The following is a 20522-nucleotide window of genomic DNA, read 5'->3' as shown; positions in this document are numbered from 1 at the left end:
TACAGGATTTGTGGCACTCGATAGACTGGCATTCAGCTAATCCCCTAAAGCGCCAACCCTTGTTGCACCACGACAAGCAGATCGGTTTCCGTCAGCGCCACCGCATCCAGCTGCGCGGTGGCCTGCTCGATCGTTTGTAGCCACCAGTGTGTTTCACCGTGTTCGTCCACGGTGCGCAACAGGGCGAGTTCGTTGCCTGTCGTGTGGATCTCGACCCGCCCCTCGCCATCGGCGGTGAAGCGTGCAACCGGGTCAAAGGTAATGCTGTGTTCGTTGCCGGTGATCACCAACTGGTCGATGGCGTAGTCGTAAGCGTCGCCATCGGGGTGACTCTCGAACACGTGGGTGGGGTTGCGCCGCAGGACCAGGCCCGCTTCGGTCAAGGGCAGCAGCCAGGCCTCTATCCGTTGATACAGTTCGTAGACCTGGCCCGGCCAGCCATCGATCGCCTGATCCGCGCTGGTCAGCCGTGTCTGTTTCAATTTTGCGGCGAGCTCGTCTGCTTTGCTCATGTCGATTCCCTGTTTTGAGGTCAGTCTAATCGTAGCTCGTTGACGCACAGGTAGCGCTTGCCCCGGATCATGTTTGCCGCTCAGGCCGGGCAGGTGTGATACCTCTGGGCAAGTGGCCACCCATTTATCCTGGATAACCCCGTAAACTACGGCCCACAAAGACTGAGGGCTTTGGGTTGTTGCCCGCGCCTTGCCCCCGACAGGATGAACTTTTGCCCACGCGCTTTAACGACCCGGACCACACCCCTGGCATCGCATTGAAACGCATACCGTTGCGCAAGGCCGCGGTATTGTTCATTGCCACGGTGTGCCTGTGCCTGTGCGGTTTGCTCTACCTGCAACTGGAACAGTCCCGTCGCCATGACCTGAGCCTGGCGCAAGTGGCGTCTTCGAACCTGACGCGGGCCATGGCGCAGCAAGCCGAAGACACCTTCATGAAGGCCGACCTGGTGCTGACCAGCCTGGTGGACTGGATTCAGGTCGACGGTTTCGGCCCGGACCAGCGGCCACGCTTGCAGCAGACCTTCGCCCGGCGGGTGCTGGCGCTGGATCAGTTGCACGGCATCCTGCTGTTCGACCAGAAGGGCCAGTGGGTGGTGACCTCGTTTGAAAACCTGCCGCGGGGGCCCGGCGTCGCCGATCGCGAGTACTTCAAGTACCACCAGCAGAACGTATCGTCCGTGGCGCATATCGGCCCGGCCATCCGCAGTCGGGAAAACGGCGAGTGGATCATTCCGATTTCCAAACGGGTCAACGACAGGAACGGGCATTTCCAGGGCGTGTTGCTGGCCGGCATCAAGATGTCGTACTTCGACCAGTTCTTCAAAAGCTTCAGCCTCGACGACAACGGCTCGATGTTTCTCGGCCTGACCGATGGCACGTTGTTGGCGCGTCGACCTTTTGTAGAAGCGCAGATCGGTGTATCGCTGGCCCAGAGCGAGATCTTCCAGAAGTTCCTGCCACTGGCCACCTCCGGCAATGCGATGTTCACGTCCATCATCGATGGAGTGACGCGCATGTACGGTTACCGACAGCTGGAGGGGTATCCGCTGGTGGTCACCGCTGCGTCGTCCACGGAGTCCATTCTCGCGGGCTGGTACGACACGGCGTTTCGCTCCAGCCTCATCGTTGCCCTGGTGTTGCTGGGCGTGGGGCTGTTCGGGTGGGTGTTCCTGCATCAGGTGCGTGTCGGCGAGCGGGTCGAGTCGGATTTGCGCAGGGCCCAGCAAGCGCTGGAGCTGATCGCCACCCACGACAGCCTGACCGGGCTGGCCAACCGCCGACTGTTCGAGCGGGCGCTGGACGTCGAGTTCGGGCGCGGCGCCCGGCAGGCCAGCCCGTTGAGCCTGATCATGCTCGATATCGATTACTTCAAGCGCTACAACGACACCTACGGCCACGTGGTGGGAGATCACTGCCTGGCCGAAGTGGCGCGCGCGCTGAAGAGTTGCTGCCACCGCAAGGCCGATCTGGCGGTGCGTTACGGCGGCGAAGAGTTTGCGGTGCTGCTACCGGACACCGACATCCATGGCGCCATGACGATTGCCGAGCAGATCCGCCGCAGCGTCATCGACAGGCACATCAGTCACACTGGCTCGCCCAATGGCTGTGTGACGGTCAGTCTGGGTTGCTATTCGTTTGTGCCGTCGGGGCGTGACAGCATGGACGTGTTCGTCGAGCGGGCGGATGCGGCGTTGTATCAGGCCAAGCATTCGGGGCGAAACCGCGTGGCAACCTTGTCGATGGCCGGCGGTGTCGAGGCCTTGATGCGCTCTGACCGCTGAAGTGCTTGTGCTGCCGGTGGTCCGCCTCCCGGGCCCGGTGGCCGTTCAACCTGACCATGCGTCTGTACGGCCCGAAAGCCGAGGCGCTGAATGGCAAATGGAACCCGCCGGCGGTCAAGCCGATGTAAGCCTCAGGCGACAAAAAGCGGCCAATGACGGCGGGTCATTGGCGGCTTTGGCCTGTCCAGCTACCCGTCCCGCCGCCAGCACCGCCGGTTCCGCCACCGGGCGCACCAGTGCCGCCGCCCGCGCCACTGCCCGGACCATTGACGCCGGTAGTGCCGCTTGACGAACTGGGGCCGCGACTGCTGCTGTTGTTGCCCGAGGGTTCACTGGGTCGGTTGTTATCAGGCAGCAGGGTTGAATTGCGGGTTGCGCCGGGTGCCGTACCGGGCGCGCCAGGGACATCGCCGGGCGCCGCAAAGGTGGCCAGGGACGCTGCCGACAACAATCCGGCCAAGAGCAGTGAAGTCATTCTGATGTTCATCATGGTCGTCTCCAGGGATGAGTCGTTACCTGATGTTGGTGTGAAGGGCACGCGGTGGGTGCCGACCGGTTGACGAGTGGGGCGGACTTGACCGTAACCGGCACTGGGCCGCAGTGGGGGAGGCACCTCATCCTTAGGAGTGCCCGTTCAGGAAGAAGTTGCGGATCGCTTCGTTCAACGTCAATCACCTGCGCGCACGGCTACCGAAGCTGCTGACCTGGATTGAACCGGGTTCGCGCAAGCGGCGTTGATTATCCGCACAAGGCGATTGGCTAAATCAATTGTCGGCGACAGTGCTTGATCCCGTATACATAGCGGCCACTGGCGGAGCAATCCGCCGCTTGCGTGCAAAAGGATTGAACGATGAGCGAGCCACGCCTGACCGACCCAGCCTTGTATCTGCGACGCCTGGGTTTCGATGCACCTCCGGCACCGATCCTGGAAACCTTGCGCCAACTGCAACTGCGCCATACCGGTGTTTTCCCGTTTGAAAACCTCACCACGTTATCCGGCGAACCGGTGCTGATCGACTTGCCGTCCATCGAGCAGAAGGTCTTGCACGATGGTCGTGGCGGTTACTGCTACGAACTCAACAACCTGTTCCTGGCCTTGCTTCAGGATTTGGGTTTCGACGCCCGTGCCATCAGCGGCCGGGTAGTGATGGGCCAGCCGGAGGGTGCCTGGACTGCCCGGACCCATCGCCTGAGCCTGGTCATCATCAATGACGTGCGCTACATCACCGACGTCGGCTTCGGCGGCATGGTGCCGACCGCGCCCCTATTGCTTGATACCCGCGCCGAACAACCCACCCCGCACGAGTCGTATCGCATCGACCTCCACATCGACGGTTTTACCCTGCGGGCCAACGTCGCGGGCGAGTGGCGAGCGATGTACATCTTCGACCTGCAACGCCAGGAAGACATCGATTTCGCTGTGGGCAACTGGTACGTCTCGACCCACCCCGAGTCGTCTTTCGTCAAGCAGTTGATGGTGGCGCGCACCGGGGAGGGCTGGCGGCGCACGCTCAACAACGGCAGCTTCGCGATTCACCGGGTTGGCCATGACAGCGAGCGGCGGGAGGTGGCGGATGTTCAAGAGTTGATTGGCCTGCTGAGCAGCGAGTTCGGCATTCGCGTACCGGAACAGGCGCAATTGGCGCGGACGCTGGAACGATTGATCGCAGCACCGCAGTAGCTGGCTGATCCTGGACATCACAATGGGCTGATCCGATTGATCGGCCCTTGGTGTTTCAGGGCCGGACACCCGGCTCCATCACCCGTTGGATTTCGCGCAAGGCCTCTGCCAGTTTCTGCTCCAGGCCCTTGAGTTCGGCAGGGGTGAGGGGTTGTTTCAGGTGCGCGCTTTTGCCTTCGTTGAGCAGGGCTCGGCGCAACGTATTGTTGATCGCCGTCTGGTAGCCGTACCCCTCGTGTTCTGCCAGTGCCCGGGCGGCTTCGATGACAGCGTCATCGAGCATGATGGTAATGCGGGTCTTACCTTTGGCGGGCACCACGGCCCCGCGCCTGGCGTTGCTGAAATCGTATTCGTCTTTCATCGGTCATGCCTCCAGATACTGACGGCGCTCGCTTTTGGTAGCGACGCGCGCGGATATGATTCGAACGAAATCCGGATCGCGGTGGGTGTACACGACAACCAGTAACCGGCCTTTGGCATCCAGCCCCAGGGTGATCCAGCGTTGTTCCTCATGGTGGTTGTCCTCGATGGTCAGCGCTCGTTCGTCATGGAATACCGGTTCAGTCTCGGCGAGGCTGATGCCTTGGTGCTTGAGTTTGTTGGCTGCGTTCTTGGCCTTGTGGAACTGAATTTCGAATGACTTCATTATGCATACTTTATATGTATAGAGAAGAGGCGGGCCTTGCCGATGGTCGCCAGGAATTCAAAAGACTAGTCAGCACCCGGTGGTGGGCGGCGAGGGATGTATTTCAAGGTTTTTGGCGGGGCCAGGAGGGTGGGTGTCAGGCGGAAATGGACAAGTATCCATTTTGTGATCGATAAGTTGTATACAACTCTATAGACATTTGTCCCGTGTCTTGCATACAGTGTGCGCATAACAAAAACCAGGGAACCCCCTCCATGAAAACGCCCCATGTTTCACACCAACGGCCCGAGGACGAAAATCTTGGGATCGGCGCGAATATGGCTTATGGCCTGCAACATGTTCTGACCATGTATGGCGGTATCGTCGCGGTGCCATTGATCATCGGCCAGGCGGCCGGGCTCTCGCCGGCGGACATCGGTTTGTTGATTGCTGCTTCATTGTTTGCGGGGGGGCTGGCAACACTGCTGCAAACCCTGGGTTTACCGTTTTTTGGTTGTCAATTGCCGCTGGTACAGGGCGTATCCTTCTCTGGCGTCGCGACCATGGTGGCGATTGTCAGCAGTGGCGGGGAGGGCGGGTTTCAATCGGTGCTGGGGGCGGTGATAGCGGCGTCCCTGATCGGGTTACTGATAACCCCGGTGTTCTCGCGTATCACCAAGTTCTTCCCGCCGCTGGTGACCGGCATCGTGATTACCACCATCGGCCTGACGCTGATGCCGGTCGCCGCGCGCTGGGCAATGGGTGGCAACAGCCATGCGCCGGACTTCGGTAGCATGGCGAACATCGGTCTGGCGGCGGTAACGCTGATGCTGGTACTGCTGCTGAGCAAAATCGGCAGTGCGACCATCTCCCGCCTGTCGATTCTGCTGGCCATGGTCGTCGGTACGGTGATCGCGGTGTTCCTTGGCATGGCGGATTTCTCGTCCGTGACCCAAGGCCCGATGTTCGGCTTCCCGACGCCGTTCCACTTCGGCATGCCGACCTTCCACTTCGCTGCGATCCTGTCGATGTGCATCGTGGTGATGGTGACGCTGGTGGAGACCTCGGCGGACATTCTGGCCGTCGGTGAGATCATCGGTACCAAGGTTGACTCCAAGCGCCTGGGCAACGGTCTGCGCGCCGACATGCTGTCGAGCATGTTCGCGCCGATCTTCGGTTCCTTCACCCAGAGTGCCTTCGCCCAGAACGTCGGGCTGGTGGCGGTCACCGGCATCAAGAGCCGCTACGTGGTGGCCACTGGCGGTGTGTTCCTGGTGCTCCTCGGCCTGCTGCCGTTCATGGGCCGGGTGATCGCCGCCGTACCGACCTCCGTACTGGGTGGTGCCGGCATCGTACTGTTCGGTACCGTCGCGGCCAGCGGCATTCGGACCTTGTCCAAGGTCGACTACCGCAACAACGTCAACCTGATCATCGTCGCGACCTCGATCGGCTTTGGCATGATCCCGATCGCGGCGCCGAACTTCTACGATCACTTCCCGAGCTGGTTCGCGACCATTTTCCATTCGGGCATCAGTTCCTCGGCGATCATGGCCATCGTGCTCAACCTGACCTTCAACCACCTCACCGCCGGTAACTCCGACCAGCAATCGGTGTTTGCGGCCGGTACCGAGCGAGTGCTGCGTTATCAGGATCTGGCGGCGTTGCGCGAAGGGGATTACTTCAGCGATGGAAAGCTTCACGACTGCGATGGCAAGGAAATTCCGGTGGTTGAGGTGGACCACGGGCATGGCGAGCCACACGCGGTGCATGCGAAAAGCAGTGAGCATGTCTGACGTTTAAACGAATGAAAAAAAGGCCGATCTGTTGAGTGACAGATCGGCCTTTTGCATTCATGCGGTCTCTATTGCTCGCTTTGCGTCCAGCGCCCCATCAACGTATTGGACGGCAGTTGTTCATCCAACAGCTTTCTCGCCGTTTCCACCCCTGCCACCGGCAGCCCTTCAGGGTTCAACAAGCCAATTTGCACTAGCACGCTGGCCTGGTCCCAGTAGATATGCTCGTGGTACAGCTTGTCCCCTCGGAACTTGATCACCCCCAGCATCGGAATCTCGACGTACTTCCCGGTCGGTGCCACGTTGGGCAGCATCCAGTCGATTTCGGTGCTGTGGGTGAAGCACATGATGAATTCGTCGACGATCTGCAAGGCGCCGATGGTGCGGGAAATAGGGATGAGCTTCATGTCCGGCGGATTGCCGTGGACAAAATGGTGTTGGTAGAAGCGGCTGAGTTCCCTGGCGCCGACGCCGCCGGTCATGGTCGGAATATGGTTGACGTAGGGTTCGGCGACCATGGTAGCCATGGTGGCGGGCACGTCGCGGGTGTCGAACTCGTGGCGGATGTGTTCTTCCCACAGGGCTGACAGGTTGAAGTGGGGGCCGATCTCGCGCTTGAGTGCGGCGATGCTGCGTTCATGGGCCATCAGCGAGGCAGGCTTATCGTAGTGTGGGCTGCCGGCTCGGGCGAAGGCATGGTCGACGCCTGGGTACACGTAGATTTCGGTTTTGTCGTTGCCAGCCAGGTGTTCGCTGATCCGGGCGCGAGCACTGGCGTCGCAGTAGCCATCGTTTTCGGCAAAATGCAGGACCAAACGGCCCTTGAGGTTTTCCGATTCGTGCAGCAGGTGTTCGATGCCCATGCCGTAGTAGCCGACGGCGCAAGCCACATCGGTGCGCGTGGCGGTCAGCCAGGCCAGCTTGCCACCCATGCAGAAGCCGACATAACCCAGGCCCGCGCCTTCGACTTCAGGCAGTGCACGCAGGGCTTTTAAGCAGGCGTCGATGTCGGTGATGGCCTTGTCCACGTCCAGGCGCTGGAACAGGTCGACGGCAACGGCAAAATCCGTTTCGGTGTAACCCAGATCAATGCCAGGCTGCTGGCGCCAGAACAGGTCCGGCACCAGCGCCACATAGCCTTCCTCGGCATAAAAATCGGCCACCGCGCGCATATTGGCGTTGACCCCGAAAATCTCCTGGCCGATCACCACCCCGGGGCCTTTACCGCTGGCCGGCATGGCCAGGTAACCGCTGAACGTGGCGCTGCTGTCCGTTGCCCGGATCTCAATCATCTTGCCCATGTCATCTACCTCATTCGGTTATCAGATTTATTGGCTGTCACGGTGTTGTTGGAACCACACGCGCGGCGACACGCCGCGGTCTGGTCCGAGAATCGAAAAGCCGCCGTCCACTGGTACATCGACACCGGTCATCCAGCCGGCACCGGCACTGCACAGAAAGGCCACAACGCTGCCGATCTCATGGCCCCGGCCGATGCGTCCGAGCGGGTGAAAGGGTGCCCCGACCCGATCGGCCAGCTGCGGGTCGTTGTCGCTGAACTCGGCGACGCTGGGCGACCAGGTCCAGGCCGGGGATACGCTCAGCACCCGGATTTGTTCCGGGGCCAGGGTCATGGCCAGGTTTTTTGTCAGTTGCAGGATGCCGGCCTTGGAGGCGGGGTAGAGCGCGCGCCCGGCCGCGCCGAACTTGCCGCCGGTGCTGCCGATGTTGATCACCACGCCGCCGCTGGGCAGATGCACGGCGGCCTTCTGGGTAAAGATCGCCGCCGACACCAGATTGACGTTGAGGGTTTTCAGCCACTGCGCGCGATCCGAAGCCAGCCCCTGATCGGCGTACAGGCAAGCGTTGTTGACCAGAATGTCGAGCCTGCCGAAGCGGGCCAGCGTGGCAGCGATGCACGCGTCGATGTCTTCGTCGCGCTCCACATCGCAGGCGCAAAATCCGCAACCCAACGCTTGCGCCAATGCCATACCACTGTCGGCGTTGCGCCCCACCAGCATCACCCGGGCACCCTCAGCCAACAGTTGCCGAGCGATATCCAGACCCAGCCCCTGCGTGCTGCCGGTCACAATCGCCACTTTGCCTTCGAGCATCATGACAAGTCCTCCAGAGCTTCGTTGACGTGACTGATACGGGCGATCAGCGCCATGCTCGCCAGTGATGCCGCGTGTGCACCGGTGTCCGCGCTGGCGCAGGCATCCGCTGCGACCGTCACCTCGAAACCGCAATCCACCGCATGGCGCACGGTGCTTTCCACCACCGAGTGGGTCGCCACGCCGGCGATCAACAGGTGCGAGGGATTGAATCGGCGCACCACGGTTTCCAGCGGCGAGCCATAAAACGCATTGATCCGGTTATGGGTGACGACGAACTCGTGGCGGCTGTTCAGTGGCGCCAGAGCGCTGAGGAACTCCGCGCCCCAACTGCCTTCCCGGACCGCGCCAAGGGTGGCGACCGTGCGCAGGATCGGCGCGTTCTGGATCAGGTCGGCGTAGTCCGGTCGGAACGCCACACGCACGTGGACGATCGGCCAGCCCTTGGCGCGAGCGCCGGCGAGTAATCGGCCGGCCGCATCGAGCAGGGCGGCACGCACGCTGTCATCTGCCCCCAGCCCGACCCGAATCTTGCCTTCGGGGTGCAACACGTCATTCTGATAGTGCAGGGCGATCACCAGCGGCGTGTTCATCACACGAACACCTCAAGGTTGGCGAACACATCGTTGCAGTTGATGAGATCCACGCGTTTGAGCTGGATCTGCCAGCCACCACTGTCCCGGGCGGCCAATTTATAGGTGTAGCGACCGGCGAGCTGGCGTTGTTCCAGGCGCCATTCGCTGTACTGGAAGCTGGCGCTGACCACCAGCAGGCCCTGGGCGTCGAGACCCTCGACCATCACATTACCGACCAGGTGCGTGGTTTGGGTCTGCGGTTGCTGGGACCAGTTGCGGGCGTTTTCCACCCGACGGATCCGCACCTCGCGCAGCATGCGGTTTTCCCAGAACAGAGAGATATGGTCGAACGGGTTGGCTTGCTCGTGCTTGTGCGGCACCCAGTACATGCCGGTGTCGGTGAACAGCTTGTCCCACTCCCAGAAACGCCGCTCATCCAGCAGGCGCGCCTCCTGGTAAAGAAACTGTTCGATCTGGCGCAGGGTCTCGACGGGAACCTGGGCGGGAGTCAACTGGCGGGTGTCGACGTCGATTCGGCGGTCAAGCAGCATGGGTGCTTTCCTTGGCAATCAGGGTGGCGGTCATGAACTGTTTCCAGGCGGCGAACTGGTTGCGCATCGGCAGTTCGCTGGTGCCGTTGGTGGAGACTGCACCGTCCTCCAGCGGCTTATCGGTGCCCGCGTAGCGGTGCATGCTGATCCACTCGCCACCGCGGGTCATGTTGCCTTCCTGACAGCGAGCATAGACTTCGACGTCGTCAGGCATCACGTTGGAGGAGGGCGAGTTGATGACGTTGGCGTAGGTCAGCGCGCGGTCGAACACGGCATCCGGTGCACCTTTGCAGCGGAACGTCTGGATTTCGACCATGGTCTGGTCCACGGCGATGGGGCGGATGACCCGGAATTGCATGAACACCGTGTGCGGCGATCCGCTGCCGTAAATCACCGTGTTGTGGCGATTCATGCCCAGGATCTCCTTGGCGCGCTGCTCGCCGTAGGCCTGGCTCAGGCATTCGAAGTGGGCGCGGGAGACCTCGTCGCGCTCGGCGGCGGCCGGGTCGAAGATCGCTTCCATGTAGCCGTGGCCGTTGTGGTAGGCACGCAGCTCGAGTTTTTCCCAGAAGTCGTAGGGTTCGCCGTTACCGTCCATGATCAGCAGTTCGAAGGGCATTTCACCGATGGCTTGGGCTTCGTCACGCGCAGCGTCTACCGACGATTCGTGGGTCACGCGGGCGTGCATGGTGTCGTGCAGGTTCTCGTAGAACACTTTCCAGTTCGAGCGCTGCTGAACACGGAAGATGCCGCCGGCCACCTCGACTTCACCGACGGGCGAGCGGTCGCACAGGTTGTCGATGGAGGTGATGACGCCGCCCAGAAATGTTTTCAGGTCCGGTCCGAACGCCGCCTGGCTGGCGAACACGAAGCCGCGATAGGTCTCGACGCGGGCGACGCTGAGCATGGAAAAATCCGGGTGCTTGGGGTCGTAGCAGGTGCCTTCGAAACCGCTCTTGAGCGGCGCCGACAAATGCTGGCCGTCGAGCTTGAAGGTCCAGGCGTGGTACGGGCAGCGGAAGAATTTGCCGACACTGCCGTCACCGTCAGCCACCAACTTGGCGCCCTTGTGCGGGCAGCGGTTGTACAGCACGCTGACCTGCTGGTTGGCGCCGCGCACCATGATCACGTCCTGATCGCCGATGCGCGTGGTGTGGTAGTCGCCGGGGTTCTTGACCTGGCTTTCATGGCCGACGTAGATCCAGGCGTTGCCGTAGATGCGCTCCATCTCCAGCTTGAACAGGGTCGGGTCGGTGTAGACGCTCTTGTGTACGCTGTCCTCGCGGATCAAGGCAGCGATTTGCTCGTTGGTCGGTATCACGGGATGTCCTCGGCTTGTCACAGATCGAGCACCAGCAGCGCGCTGCTGGCACGGGAGACACAGGTACAGAAACTGCCGCTGGCGCGGTCGCGCTCCGACAGGCAGATGTCGCGGTGATCGGGCTGACCATCGATGACCTGGGCGACGCACACCCCGCAGTCACCCCGTCGGCAGTCGAACATCGGATCCAGGCCGGCCTGGAGCATGGCGTCCAGCACGCTTTGCCCGGCGGCCACTTGCAGGTTCACACCGCTTTCGCGCAGGTGCACCTCAAAGCCTTTATCGCCGGCCATTTCCAGGGCGCCGCTGAACAGTTCGTAATGCAAGTGATCTTCTGCCCAACCCTGTTCGCGAGCGCAGGCCAGCACGTTGTTGAGCATGGCGGTCGGGCCGCAGATGTAGAGGTGCAGGCCGGGTCTTGGCGCGGCCAGGATCGCGGCGGCAGGAAAACGCTTTTGCGGGTCGCCGCCGCTGATCCAGCAATGGTTGTTCAGGCAGGCGCGGGCCTCTGGCAGATAGGCCATCTGCGCTTCATTGCGACCGGCGTAGTGCAGGGTGAAGGGCTTGCCCGCCGCTTGCAGCGACCGGGCCATGCCAAGCATGGGCGTGATGCCGATGCCGCCTGCGATCAGTACTGCATGTTCGGTGTTTTCACACAGTGGGAAGTGGTTGCGTGGCGCATCGGCCAGCACTTCATCGCCGACCTTGAGTGAGTGCACCCAGCGCGATCCACCGCTACTCGCTTCTTCGAGCTGGACGGCGATTTCGTAGTGTTGACTGTCGGGCAGGTTGACCAGCGAATAGGCCCGGCGTTGGGCGCGACTGCCCGGTACATGCAGCTCCAGATGGGCTCCGGCAGTGAAGTCCGGTAGCGGCTGGGCGTCGTTGGACACCAGCAGCACGCGGCGGATTCTGGGGGTCAGAGGATCGATTTGTTGGACCCTGAGCGAGAGGCTGGACATACGCAATTCCTGTCTGAATTCGTAGCCACTGTATGAAGCCTGAGAGGGTCAAAAAAGCCGCAAACGGCAAACCGGTATCCACATCTGGCGAGAGTGAATTGCAGGAGCGAGCGCGCTCCTGCAGGCAGGCTAACGCTTGAGGTGCTCAAGCAGGGCCCGCAAGTGTTCGCCATCCGCCTTGGCCAGATCGTCCAGCACAGCAAAGTGATGACACCCTGCAAGCTCGACAAGGCTCACGGCATGCCCCGCCTCGCGACAGGCACTGGCGTACTCGCGCGAGTGGCGGATCAACTCCGGCAACTCATCCCCGCCCACGGTCACCAACAACGGTGCGCCATCGCCGATCAGCCTTTGCGGGCTATAGCGCTCGATGTCCTCTTCGCTCAGTTGCAGCTTATCGTTTAGCCAGCAACGGCTGATGGGTTCAAGCTCCATCAGGCCGCTGATCGGCATGGCCAGGGTCACTAGCGGATGCCGGCGATACAGCGCGGTCAGATGGCCACCCGCCGAGTGCCCGCACAGCACCACCTGCTGACCGATGTTCAAGGCTTCGCGATGCGCAAGCAGGTAGTCCAGTGCCTTGCCGATCTGTCCGACGATGGTGCCCATGCTCGCCTCGGGCGCGAGGGTGTATTCCAGCAAACCGACATTGAAACCCGCTTCGATCAGGCCCTCTGCGATAAAGGCGTAGTCGTCCTTGTCCGAGGCTTGCCAGTAACCGCCATGAATGAACAGCAGTGTCGGCGCCCCGGCATTCGCCTGGGCGTACCAGTCGAAACGCTCGCGCCTGGCATTGCCATACGACACATCACGCTGCCAGGCGTGGTTCGCATAGGTCTGGGCACTGCACTGGCGAAAACGCTGCATGATCTGTGGAAAATTACCCACGGCTGCGACGTTGTTGTAAGCCTGATTGAGGTCCATGGCTGCTCACACTCCCAGGTAGCGTTGCGACAGTTCGGGTTGAGCCGCCAGCTCCACCGGTGTGCCATCCCAGACCTGGCGCCCCTTCTCGATGATGTGATGACGGTCGACCACCCGCGCCATTTCCTTGAGGTTCTTGTCGATCACCAGAATTGTCTCGCCCTCGGCCTTGAGGGTGGCCAGGCAACTCCAGATCTGCTCGCGAATGATCGGTGCAAGGCCTTCAGTGGCTTCGTCGAGAATCAGCAGGCTGGGGTTGGTCAACAGCGCGCGGCCGACCACCAGCATCTGCTGCTCGCCGCCCGACAGGGTGCGTGACAGCTGCTCCTGGCGCTCCAGCAAACGCGGGAACAGTTCATAGACCCGCGCCAAATCCCACTTGCCCCGCGTGGCGGTGGCCAGCAGATTTTCCCGCACGCTCAAGGTGCCGAAGGCGCGGCGGCCCTCTGGCACCAGTCCGAGGCCGGCCTTGGCGATGCGATAGGGCGCAGCACCACGCATTTCCGTACCGTTGATGCGGATGCTGCCGGCGCTGGGCTTGAGCAACCCCATGATCGATTTGACCGTGGTGGTCTTGCCCATGCCGTTGCGGCCGATCAGCGACACCACCTGGCCCTGCTCGATACTCAGGTGCATGTCGAACAACACCTGGCTCAAGCCATAGCCCGCTTTCAAGCCTTGAACGTCAAGCATGTTCTTCTCCCAGGTAAGCGGCCCGCACTTGCGGGTCGTTGCGCACTTGTTCGACGCTGCCGGTCAGCACCGTCTGGCCGTACACCAGCACCGTGATGCGGTCGGCGAGGGCGAATACCGCGTCCATGTCGTGTTCGACCAGCAGGATCGCGTAACGGCCCTTGAGGCTGTGCAGCAGCTCGGTCATGCGCGCGGATTCGTCGGCACCCATCCCGGCCATCGGCTCATCGAGCAATAGCACCGAAGCTTCCTGAGCCAGAGCCAGGGCGATCTCCAGTTGCCGCCGTTCTCCATGGGAAAGTTCGTGGACCGGGTCTTGCGCGCGAAGGCCCAGGCCCACCTGCTGCAAGTAGCCCAGCGCCGGTTCCAGCAAACGGGTGTCGCGGCTCAGCGGACGCCACATGCCGAACGCCTTGCCGTCGCGGGCGGCGATGGCCAGGGCGACGTTCTCCAGCAGGGTGAACTCGGTATACAGCTGGCTGACCTGGAAGGCCCGCGCCAATCCCAGGCGCGGCCGCTGCCAGGCCGGTACGCGGGTGATGTCCTGGCCGTTGAGGTGAATCTGGCCGTGGTCGGGGAAAACTTCCCCGGCGATCTGCGCGATCAGCGTGGATTTACCGGCGCCGTTGGGGCCAATGATGGCGTGCAACTCGCCCTTGGCCAGTTCAAGGCTGGCGCCGTTGGTGGCGTTCACCGCGCCGAAGGCCTTGTGTAGATCACGAATCGATAGCTGTGCGCTCATGGGCGTACCTCCACGGCGGCGTTCGGTTTGATGGCAACCACCTTCGGTTTGCGCTGCAACAGGCTTAGCAGCAATCCGTAGACGCCTTTCTTGCCGAACAGCACCACCAGTAACAGCAGGGGGCCGAAGATCAGCATCCAGTGCTCGGTCCACTGGCTCAGTACCTGTTCGAGCCCCAGGTAGGTCGCCGCGCCCAGCAGTGGGCCGAGCAGGGTGCCGACGCCGCCGAGGATCACCATCGCCATCAGTTCGCCGGACTTCTGCCAGGCGCCCATGTCGGGGCTGACGAACAGCGCGTAGTTGGCCCACAGAATCCCCGCCAGGCCACCGCCGGTGCCGGCGATCACAAACGCCGTCAGGCGATAGCGCAAGGGTTTGAGGCCCAGGCTGACGCTGCGCCGCTCGCTCTGCTTGAGCCCGCGCAGCACAAAACCAAATCGTGAATTGACCAGTCGCCGACACAGCAGCAACCAGCCGGCCAGCAAGACCACGCACAGGTAGTAGAAGTGGTTGGCGTCGCCCAGATCCAGTGCGCCGAAGGTATTGCGCTCGTTGAGCAGAATGCCGTCGTCGCCGCCGTACAGCGATAGCGAGCCGAGCACGAAGTAGAGCATCTGGCCGAACGCCAGTGTGATCATGATGAACTGCACGCCGCTGGTGCGCAGCGACAGATAACCCACCAGCAGCGAGAGCAGCGCGCACACCAGCAGGGCCAGGGGCCACACCACCAGCGCGCTGTTGCTGCCTTCCCAGCCCCACAGCGGCAGGCCTTGCGAGGTGTGAAAGGCAACGATGCCGACGATATAACCGCCCAGGCCGAAGAATGCGGCGTGGCCGAAGCTGACCATGGCGCCATATCCGATCAGCAGGTCCAGGCTGATGGCCGCCATGCCGTAGATCGCAAGGCGGGTGAAGAAGCTGACCAGGTAGGGTTCGTGCAGCCAGTGGGCCAGCAACGGCATGCAGGCGAAGGTCGCCAGGCACGCAAGGTCGATGATAAGGCGTGGTGACATGGCGTTCTCCTCAGGCACGGGCCGGTAGCAGGCCGCGCGGACGCACCAGCAGCACCAGGGCCATGACGATGTAGGCGCTGGCGGAAATCAGCCCGGCGCTCAGGGTGCCGCTGGTTTCGCTGGGCAGCAGTTGGTCCAGCAGCGGCGGAATGTAGGCACGGCCCAGGCTGTCGACCATGCCGATCAGCAAGGCTCCCACCAACGCGCCGCGCACCGAGCCGACACCGCCGACGACGATGACCACGAAGGTGGTGATCAAGATCTTTTCACCCATGCCGATCTCCACCGACAGCAGCGGTGCCGCCATGAAACCGGCCAGGCCGCACAGCACGCAGCCGAATACGAACACCAAGGTGTACAGCCGGGCGATGTTGACGCCCAGCGCGCCGACCATTTCATGGTCGTCGGCACCGGCGCGAATCAGCATGCCCAGGCGCGTGTGGTTGATCAGCAGCCACATGCCGACTGCCACCACCAGCCCTGCGGCGATAAACAGCAGCCGGCTGACCGGGTACATCAGCCCCGGTAGCACTTCGACAAAACTTGAATACCATTCGGGCGTGGGCATCGCCGGTGGGCTGCGGCCGAAGATCAGGGTCAGCAGTTCGTTGCTGAAAAACACCACGGCCAAAGTCGCCAGCACCTGATCCAGGTGATCGCGATTGTAGAGGCGGCGCATGATCGAGGTTTCGATCAGCGCGCCGTAACAGGCCGAACCGATCAACGCGGCCAGGCCGCCGAGCCAGAACGAACCGGTGGCCATGGCGGTGTAGGCGGCGCAGAAAGCACCCACCATGTAAAAGGCGCCGTGGGCCAGGTTGATCACGCCCATGATGCCGAAAATCAGGGTCAGGCCTGAGGCCAGCAGAAACAGCAAGGCGCTGTATTGCAGGCCGTTGAGAATCTGTTCGAGCAATAACATGACTGCGTTCCTCATGAAAACGCCCCGCAGTTGTACTGCAGGGCGAGGACGGGGCTCAGGTGCCGGTCAGATCGAGCATTGAGCTGCGTAGCTGTCGACGTGGTGGGTCGCCAGGGTCTTGATCGGCACTTCGATCAGCTTGCCGTCGGCACCGGCCTGCACTTGCAGCAGGTACCAGTCGATCACCGGGTGCTGGTTTTGGGCGAAGCTGAAATCACCGCGAATGGAATCGAACTTGACGTTCTTCATGGCCGTGCGGAAGGCCGCCTGGTCTTTGAGATTGCCCTGGGAGGTTTTCAGGGCGGCGCCAATCAGCCGTGCCGTGTCGTAAGTCTGGGCGGCATACACCGTCGGGACGCGCTTGTATTTCTCGGTGAAGGCCCTGACGAAGGCCTGGTTGGCCGGGTTGTCCGATTGCGGGTTCCACAGGGTGACGATGTTGGTGCCCTTGGCCACTTCGCCGGTGGCGGCGAGCATGCGTTCATCCATGGAGAACACCGGTACCACCATCGGGATTTGCGCCGACAGGCCCGAGCCGCCGTATTGCTTGGCGAAGTTGATGCCGCCGCCGCCCGGGTGAAACTGGAAGATCGCATCCGGCGCCAGCGCACGTACGCGCGCCAGCTCCACCGAGAAATCCAGCTGGTTGAGCTTGGTGTAGATCTCGGTCACTTCGCCCTTGAAGGTGCGCTTGAAGCCGGCCAGTGCGTCACGGCCGCCCTGATAGTTGGGTGCCAGGATCACCATTTTCTTGTAGCCCAGCTCATTGGCGGCGATACCGGCCATTTCGTGCGGGGTGTCGTTCTGGTAGGAGCCGACAAAGTAGTTGGCCATGCACTTTTCACCGGCCAGGGTCGAGGGCGCGGTGTTGTTGCTGACGTAGAAACCGTCCTTGGTGGCGGTGTTGATCACGGCTGCCAGCACGTTGGAGAAAATCACCCCGGTGTACAGCGAGATACCGTCCAGGCTCATGCGGTCTGCGATCTGCTTGGCTTTGGCCGGTTGCAGGCCATCATCTTCCACGATGAGTTGCACCGGCACGCCGCCGAGCTTGCCGCCTTCCTGATCGATCGCCAGCTGAAAGCCATCTCGCGAGTCTTCGCCCAGGTAGCCGGCGGGGGTGGAGAGGGTGGTGATGAAGCCGATTCGGACAGGCTCCACGGCCTGGGCAGCCGTCGCTGCGTAGAGGGAGGTTGCCAGACATGCACGCAATACCAGGTTTTTCATGAGGCGGCCTATGAAGTAGGTCGTGCCAACGCACGGTAGATATCGATGAGGGCAGTGATTCAGTGTTCGGTCGGGCCGATTGATTGTTGTTATGGGTCGCTGTGTCAGCTGTTGCTCTCGGTGAACTTCTCCAGGTAAAGGCGGCTTTGATCCAGGCCGTGCTGCTGGCGCCAGTCCTTGATCGACTCGACCATCGGCGGCGGGCCGCACAGGTACAGGTCGAACGGCTGGTCACGCAGCTCGGCCAACTCCAGGTGATCGGCGATATAGCCGGTCTTGCCCGGCCAGTCGGGGTTGGGGGTGCTGACCACGGGCGTGAAACGGAACCCCGGGATCCTTGCGGCATAGGCCTCGATGCGCGAGACCTCGCACAGGTCCGCGGCCTCGCGCACGCCGTAGTAGAGGTGTACCGGGTGAGCGCAGCCATGCTGGTCGGCGATCTGCTCGAGCATGCCCAGGAATGCCGACAGCCCGGTGCCGCCAGCCACCATCACCAGCGGGCGGTCGATATGGCGCAAGTAGAAGGCTCCTAGCGGCGCTTCCATGTGAATCACATCACCGACCTGGCAGCGATCGCGCACGTAGTCGGTCATCACGCCGCTGGGCAGCAGGCGAATGAGGAACTGCAGGTTGCTGCTGCCCGGCGCGCAGGCAAAGGAATACGAGCGCCGATGCTCGGTGCCCGGGACTTGCAGGCGCGCGTACTGGCCCGGCAGATAGTCCAGCGCCGCGCCCGCTGCGCCCACTTCCACGTGCACGATGGCGGTGGTTGGGGAGACCTGTCGCACCTCGCTCACGGTGCCTTGCAGGCTGCTCGGGCCGCTACTGCCGCAGAGGCTCGAGTCGAAGTCGAAGTAGAAAGTGGCGTCCGACTGTACGCGCGTCTGGCAGGTCAGCACCTTGCGCTCAGCCAGGTCGCTGGCCGACAGCGCTTCATCGTCCACGTAGTCCTGGGTGTACTGCCCGGATTCACAGCGGCCCTGGCAGGTCGCGCAAACCCCTTCGCGGCAGTCCAACGGAATCTTGATCCCGCTGCGCAGGGCCGCGTCGAGCAGGATTTCATTGTTCTGCACGTTGCAGAAGAGAGTTTTACCGTCGGCGAAACTGAAGGCGACCTTGTACGTCATGAGCGTTAATCCGCAGGGTTCAGAGATGGTAGAAATCGAGCACGGAGTTGATCGTGTCGTTGAGCAGCACCACGTGTTTGCGGGCGATTTTCCAGCTCTCGCCGTCGGGGCGCAGACGGTACGTGGCGCGGCCGAAGAACTGCTCGGCGGTCTGCATGCGGTAGTACAGGGTGCTCCAGTTGACACGCACCTCCAGCTCATCGTCCTGCAGCGGCGCGATGCGCACGTTGCTGATCAGGTGGAGGGTGCGCGGCATCGGGATGGTCGACGCCGCCTTGCCGGTGCGAATGCGGAACACCCGGTCTTCCAGGCCGCCCCGGTTGGGGTAATAGATCAGCGACATGCCTTTTTTCGGGTCGGTGGTGTAGACGTGCTCCGAATCCCATTGCGGCAGGTGGAATTCGCTGTCGTCGCTGAACATGGCCAGATAGGTGTCCCAGTCCTGGGCATCACAGGCCTCGGCTTTGCGGTAAAGAAATTGCTCGACGCGATATTGCAGTTGGGAATTCATGTTCACACCTCACGCAGTTTCAACGGTTGTTGTTCGGCCGCCTTGCGCGCCAGGCCTTCGAGCAAAAAGCGCTGCCAGTTGGCGTGCTGGTTGACGTACAGGCCTTCATGGGTGAACTCGGTGCCGGTGAGTGCCGGAGTGATGCCAATGGTTTCGCTGTTGCGGGTGGCGCCTGCGACCCACTTGCCTTCGCCACGGGAAATGTCGCTCCAGCGTTCCAGGCGGGCCTGAAAGCCGCGCTGGGCTTCACGAAACTCCACCAGGTCATCGGGGGTGCCCATGCCGGACACGTTGAAGAAGTCTTCGAACTGGCGAATGCGGTTTTCCCGATCCGCATCCGACTCGCCGACCACGCCCAGGCAGTAGCTGTTGATTTCGGTCTTGTTCCAGGCCAGCGGGCGGATGATCCGCAACTGCGAGCTGATCTGGTCGAGGAAGAACATGCTCGGGTAGACGTTCAGGTTGCGCAGGCGGTGCATCATCCACTCGGCCTTGCCCTGGCCGTGTTCCTTGACCAGGCGCGGCATGATGGTGGCGTAGCCCGGGCGCACGGCAGGGTTGGGCATGTCGCTGAACAGCACGCTGTGGCCGTTGTGGAAGGCGAACCAGCCGTCGTCGGTTTCCTTGTCGCCGGCACCCAGCTTGCTGTAGTCCAGGGTGTCGCCCGCGCTTAAGCCTTTTTCGGCGTTGACCTGCTGGCGGTGCTGCACGGTGGCCACGTAGTTGTAGTGGACAGTGCTGACGTGATAACCGTCCAGGCCGTTCTCGTTCTGCAGTTTCCAGTTGCCTTCGTAGGTGTAGGCCGACTTGCCCGGTAGCACTTCGAGCTGACCGGTCGGCGACTGCGCCACCATCATGTCGAAGAACACCTTGGCGTCACCGAGGAAGTCTTCCAGGGTGTCGGTGCCCTCCACGTCGAGGCTGACGAACACAAAGCCGTTGTAGCTTTCGATACGGGCTTTTTTCAGACCGCGGGTGGCCTTGTCGAAACCTTCGGGGTATTCGCCCGGCGCCTTGACCTTCACCAGGCGGCCGTCGCTTTTGTAGCACCAGGCGTGGAAAGGGCAGGTGAAGGTCGACTGGTTGCCCTTGCCGACGCGGGTGAGTGTGGTGCCGCGGTGCTGGCAGGCGTTGATCAGGGCGTTGAGACGACCTTCCCCGTCGCGGGTGATGATCAGTGGCTGGCGCCCGGCCCGCATCGTCATGAAGTCGTGATTATTGGCTATCTCGCTTTCGTGGCAGGCGTAGATCCAGTTCTTCTCGAAAATCAGTTCCATTTCCAGGTCGAATAGTTCCGGGTCGGTAAACATATCGCGGGCAATGCGATAAACCCCGTCTTGCGGGCGGAAGTCCAGGCAACTTTCTATATAACTTTTCCACTGTTCGATGCTTCGTGCAGTTGTCATTTCCCAGTCCTCGGCCAATGGGCTAATTCATGGCTTCAT

General features: G+C 62.0%; 22 protein-coding genes. 3 read left to right on the top strand and 19 right to left on the bottom strand.

All coding sequences use genetic code 11. The features are described from left to right. Positions 1 to 44: 44 nt before the first annotated feature. The gene (locus KGB07_RS04625; protein ID WP_046038129.1) at positions 45 to 512 is read right to left on the bottom strand and encodes a hypothetical protein; all 468 of its coding nucleotides are present in this window, start codon (positions 510 to 512) and stop codon (positions 45 to 47) included. Positions 513 to 724: 212 nt separating this feature from the next. Here KGB07_RS04625 and KGB07_RS04620 point away from each other — a divergent pair, with 212 nt between their 5' ends. Next, positions 725 to 2296 (top strand): GGDEF domain-containing protein, encoded by a 1572-nt coding sequence (locus KGB07_RS04620; protein ID WP_046038130.1) that lies wholly within the window; start codon positions 725 to 727, stop codon positions 2294 to 2296. A gap of 163 nt (positions 2297 to 2459) precedes the next feature. Here KGB07_RS04620 and KGB07_RS04615 read toward each other — a convergent pair whose 3' ends face one another. Next, positions 2460 to 2786 carry a hypothetical protein gene (locus KGB07_RS04615; protein ID WP_223464728.1) on the bottom strand — a complete coding sequence of 109 codons (327 nt, stop codon included), beginning with the start codon at positions 2784 to 2786 and terminating at the stop codon, positions 2460 to 2462. A gap of 360 nt (positions 2787 to 3146) precedes the next feature. Between KGB07_RS04615 and KGB07_RS04610 the strand changes: the two genes are divergently transcribed. After that, positions 3147 to 3977, top strand: coding sequence for an arylamine N-acetyltransferase family protein (locus tag KGB07_RS04610; RefSeq protein ID WP_046038133.1), 831 nt, complete (start codon positions 3147 to 3149; stop codon positions 3975 to 3977). Between the two features lie 55 nt (positions 3978 to 4032). On the opposite strand, the gene KGB07_RS04605 is transcribed toward KGB07_RS04610, so the two are convergent. Together KGB07_RS04605 and KGB07_RS04600 are read right to left on the bottom strand one after the other, a co-directional pair. After that, positions 4033 to 4338, bottom strand: coding sequence for a BrnA antitoxin family protein (locus KGB07_RS04605; RefSeq protein ID WP_046038134.1), 306 nt, complete (start codon positions 4336 to 4338; stop codon positions 4033 to 4035). 3 nt (positions 4339 to 4341) lie between these two features. Further along, positions 4342 to 4623, bottom strand: coding sequence for a BrnT family toxin (locus tag KGB07_RS04600; RefSeq protein ID WP_046038135.1), 282 nt, complete (start codon positions 4621 to 4623; stop codon positions 4342 to 4344). A 254-nt stretch (positions 4624 to 4877) separates the two neighbouring features. Between KGB07_RS04600 and KGB07_RS04595 the strand changes: the two genes are divergently transcribed. Next, the gene (locus KGB07_RS04595) at positions 4878 to 6395 is read left to right on the top strand and encodes a nucleobase:cation symporter-2 family protein (RefSeq protein ID WP_046038137.1); all 1518 of its coding nucleotides are present in this window, start codon (positions 4878 to 4880) and stop codon (positions 6393 to 6395) included. A 68-nt stretch (positions 6396 to 6463) separates the two neighbouring features. Here KGB07_RS04595 and KGB07_RS04590 read toward each other — a convergent pair whose 3' ends face one another. The 15 genes from KGB07_RS04590 to antA all read right to left on the bottom strand — a co-directional run bounded on the left by KGB07_RS04590 (position 6464) and on the right by antA (position 20483). Further along, positions 6464 to 7696: a dienelactone hydrolase family protein gene (locus tag KGB07_RS04590; protein ID WP_046038139.1), complete on the bottom strand. Its 1233-nt coding sequence runs from the start codon at positions 7694 to 7696 to the stop codon at positions 6464 to 6466. Between the two features lie 27 nt (positions 7697 to 7723). After that, positions 7724 to 8512 (bottom strand): SDR family oxidoreductase, encoded by a 789-nt coding sequence (locus tag KGB07_RS04585; RefSeq protein ID WP_046038141.1) that lies wholly within the window; start codon positions 8510 to 8512, stop codon positions 7724 to 7726. Next, the gene (locus KGB07_RS04580; protein WP_223464727.1) at positions 8509 to 9102 is read right to left on the bottom strand and encodes a cysteine hydrolase family protein; all 594 of its coding nucleotides are present in this window, start codon (positions 9100 to 9102) and stop codon (positions 8509 to 8511) included. Before KGB07_RS04580 ends, KGB07_RS04585 begins: the two co-directional genes overlap by 4 nt. Further along, positions 9102 to 9635, bottom strand: coding sequence for an aromatic-ring-hydroxylating dioxygenase subunit beta (locus KGB07_RS04575; RefSeq protein ID WP_223464726.1), 534 nt, complete (start codon positions 9633 to 9635; stop codon positions 9102 to 9104). Before KGB07_RS04575 ends, KGB07_RS04580 begins: the two co-directional genes overlap by 1 nt. Then, positions 9625 to 10956: an aromatic ring-hydroxylating dioxygenase subunit alpha gene (locus tag KGB07_RS04570; protein WP_223464725.1), complete on the bottom strand. Its 1332-nt coding sequence runs from the start codon at positions 10954 to 10956 to the stop codon at positions 9625 to 9627. The genes KGB07_RS04575 and KGB07_RS04570 overlap by 11 nt, the downstream gene beginning before the upstream one ends. Before the next feature lie 17 nt (positions 10957 to 10973). Continuing rightward, a complete protein-coding gene (locus tag KGB07_RS04565; protein WP_223464724.1) occupies positions 10974 to 11918 on the bottom strand; it encodes a PDR/VanB family oxidoreductase in 945 nt (314 codons plus the stop codon). A gap of 129 nt (positions 11919 to 12047) precedes the next feature. Continuing rightward, on the bottom strand, positions 12048 to 12842 hold the full coding sequence (locus KGB07_RS04560; RefSeq protein WP_046038150.1) for an alpha/beta hydrolase: 795 nt from the start codon (positions 12840 to 12842) through the stop codon (positions 12048 to 12050). A gap of 6 nt (positions 12843 to 12848) precedes the next feature. Further along, positions 12849 to 13535 (bottom strand): ABC transporter ATP-binding protein, encoded by a 687-nt coding sequence (locus KGB07_RS04555; RefSeq protein ID WP_046038151.1) that lies wholly within the window; start codon positions 13533 to 13535, stop codon positions 12849 to 12851. Then, entirely contained in the window at positions 13528 to 14277 is a 750-nt protein-coding gene (locus KGB07_RS04550; RefSeq protein ID WP_046038152.1) for an ABC transporter ATP-binding protein, read from the bottom strand. Before KGB07_RS04550 ends, KGB07_RS04555 begins: the two co-directional genes overlap by 8 nt. Beyond that, entirely contained in the window at positions 14274 to 15290 is a 1017-nt protein-coding gene (locus KGB07_RS04545; RefSeq protein ID WP_046038153.1) for a branched-chain amino acid ABC transporter permease, read from the bottom strand. The genes KGB07_RS04550 and KGB07_RS04545 overlap by 4 nt, the downstream gene beginning before the upstream one ends. Positions 15291 to 15300: 10 nt before the next feature. Continuing rightward, complete coding sequence (locus tag KGB07_RS04540) at positions 15301 to 16212, bottom strand: branched-chain amino acid ABC transporter permease (protein WP_046038155.1); 912 nt, start codon at positions 16210 to 16212, stop codon at positions 15301 to 15303. 66 nt (positions 16213 to 16278) lie between these two features. Then, the gene (locus KGB07_RS04535; RefSeq protein ID WP_046038156.1) at positions 16279 to 17439 is read right to left on the bottom strand and encodes an ABC transporter substrate-binding protein; all 1161 of its coding nucleotides are present in this window, start codon (positions 17437 to 17439) and stop codon (positions 16279 to 16281) included. Positions 17440 to 17543: 104 nt separating this feature from the next. Further along, entirely contained in the window at positions 17544 to 18566 is a 1023-nt protein-coding gene (gene antC / locus KGB07_RS04530; RefSeq protein ID WP_046038157.1) for an anthranilate 1,2-dioxygenase electron transfer component AntC, read from the bottom strand. A 19-nt stretch (positions 18567 to 18585) separates the two neighbouring features. Beyond that, a complete protein-coding gene (gene antB / locus KGB07_RS04525) occupies positions 18586 to 19077 on the bottom strand; it encodes an anthranilate 1,2-dioxygenase small subunit (RefSeq protein ID WP_046038158.1) in 492 nt (163 codons plus the stop codon). A 2-nt stretch (positions 19078 to 19079) separates the two neighbouring features. After that, complete coding sequence (antA, locus tag KGB07_RS04520) at positions 19080 to 20483, bottom strand: anthranilate 1,2-dioxygenase large subunit (RefSeq protein ID WP_223464723.1); 1404 nt, start codon at positions 20481 to 20483, stop codon at positions 19080 to 19082. Positions 20484 to 20522 lie beyond the last annotated feature (39 nt).

This window comes from Pseudomonas sp. GL-RE-26 (assembly GCF_019956275.1).
GTDB lineage: Bacteria > Pseudomonadota > Gammaproteobacteria > Pseudomonadales > Pseudomonadaceae > Aquipseudomonas > Aquipseudomonas grandcourensis.
Note: the sequence above shows the minus strand (reverse complement) of the source record. Positions and strands in the feature narration are given on the sequence as shown.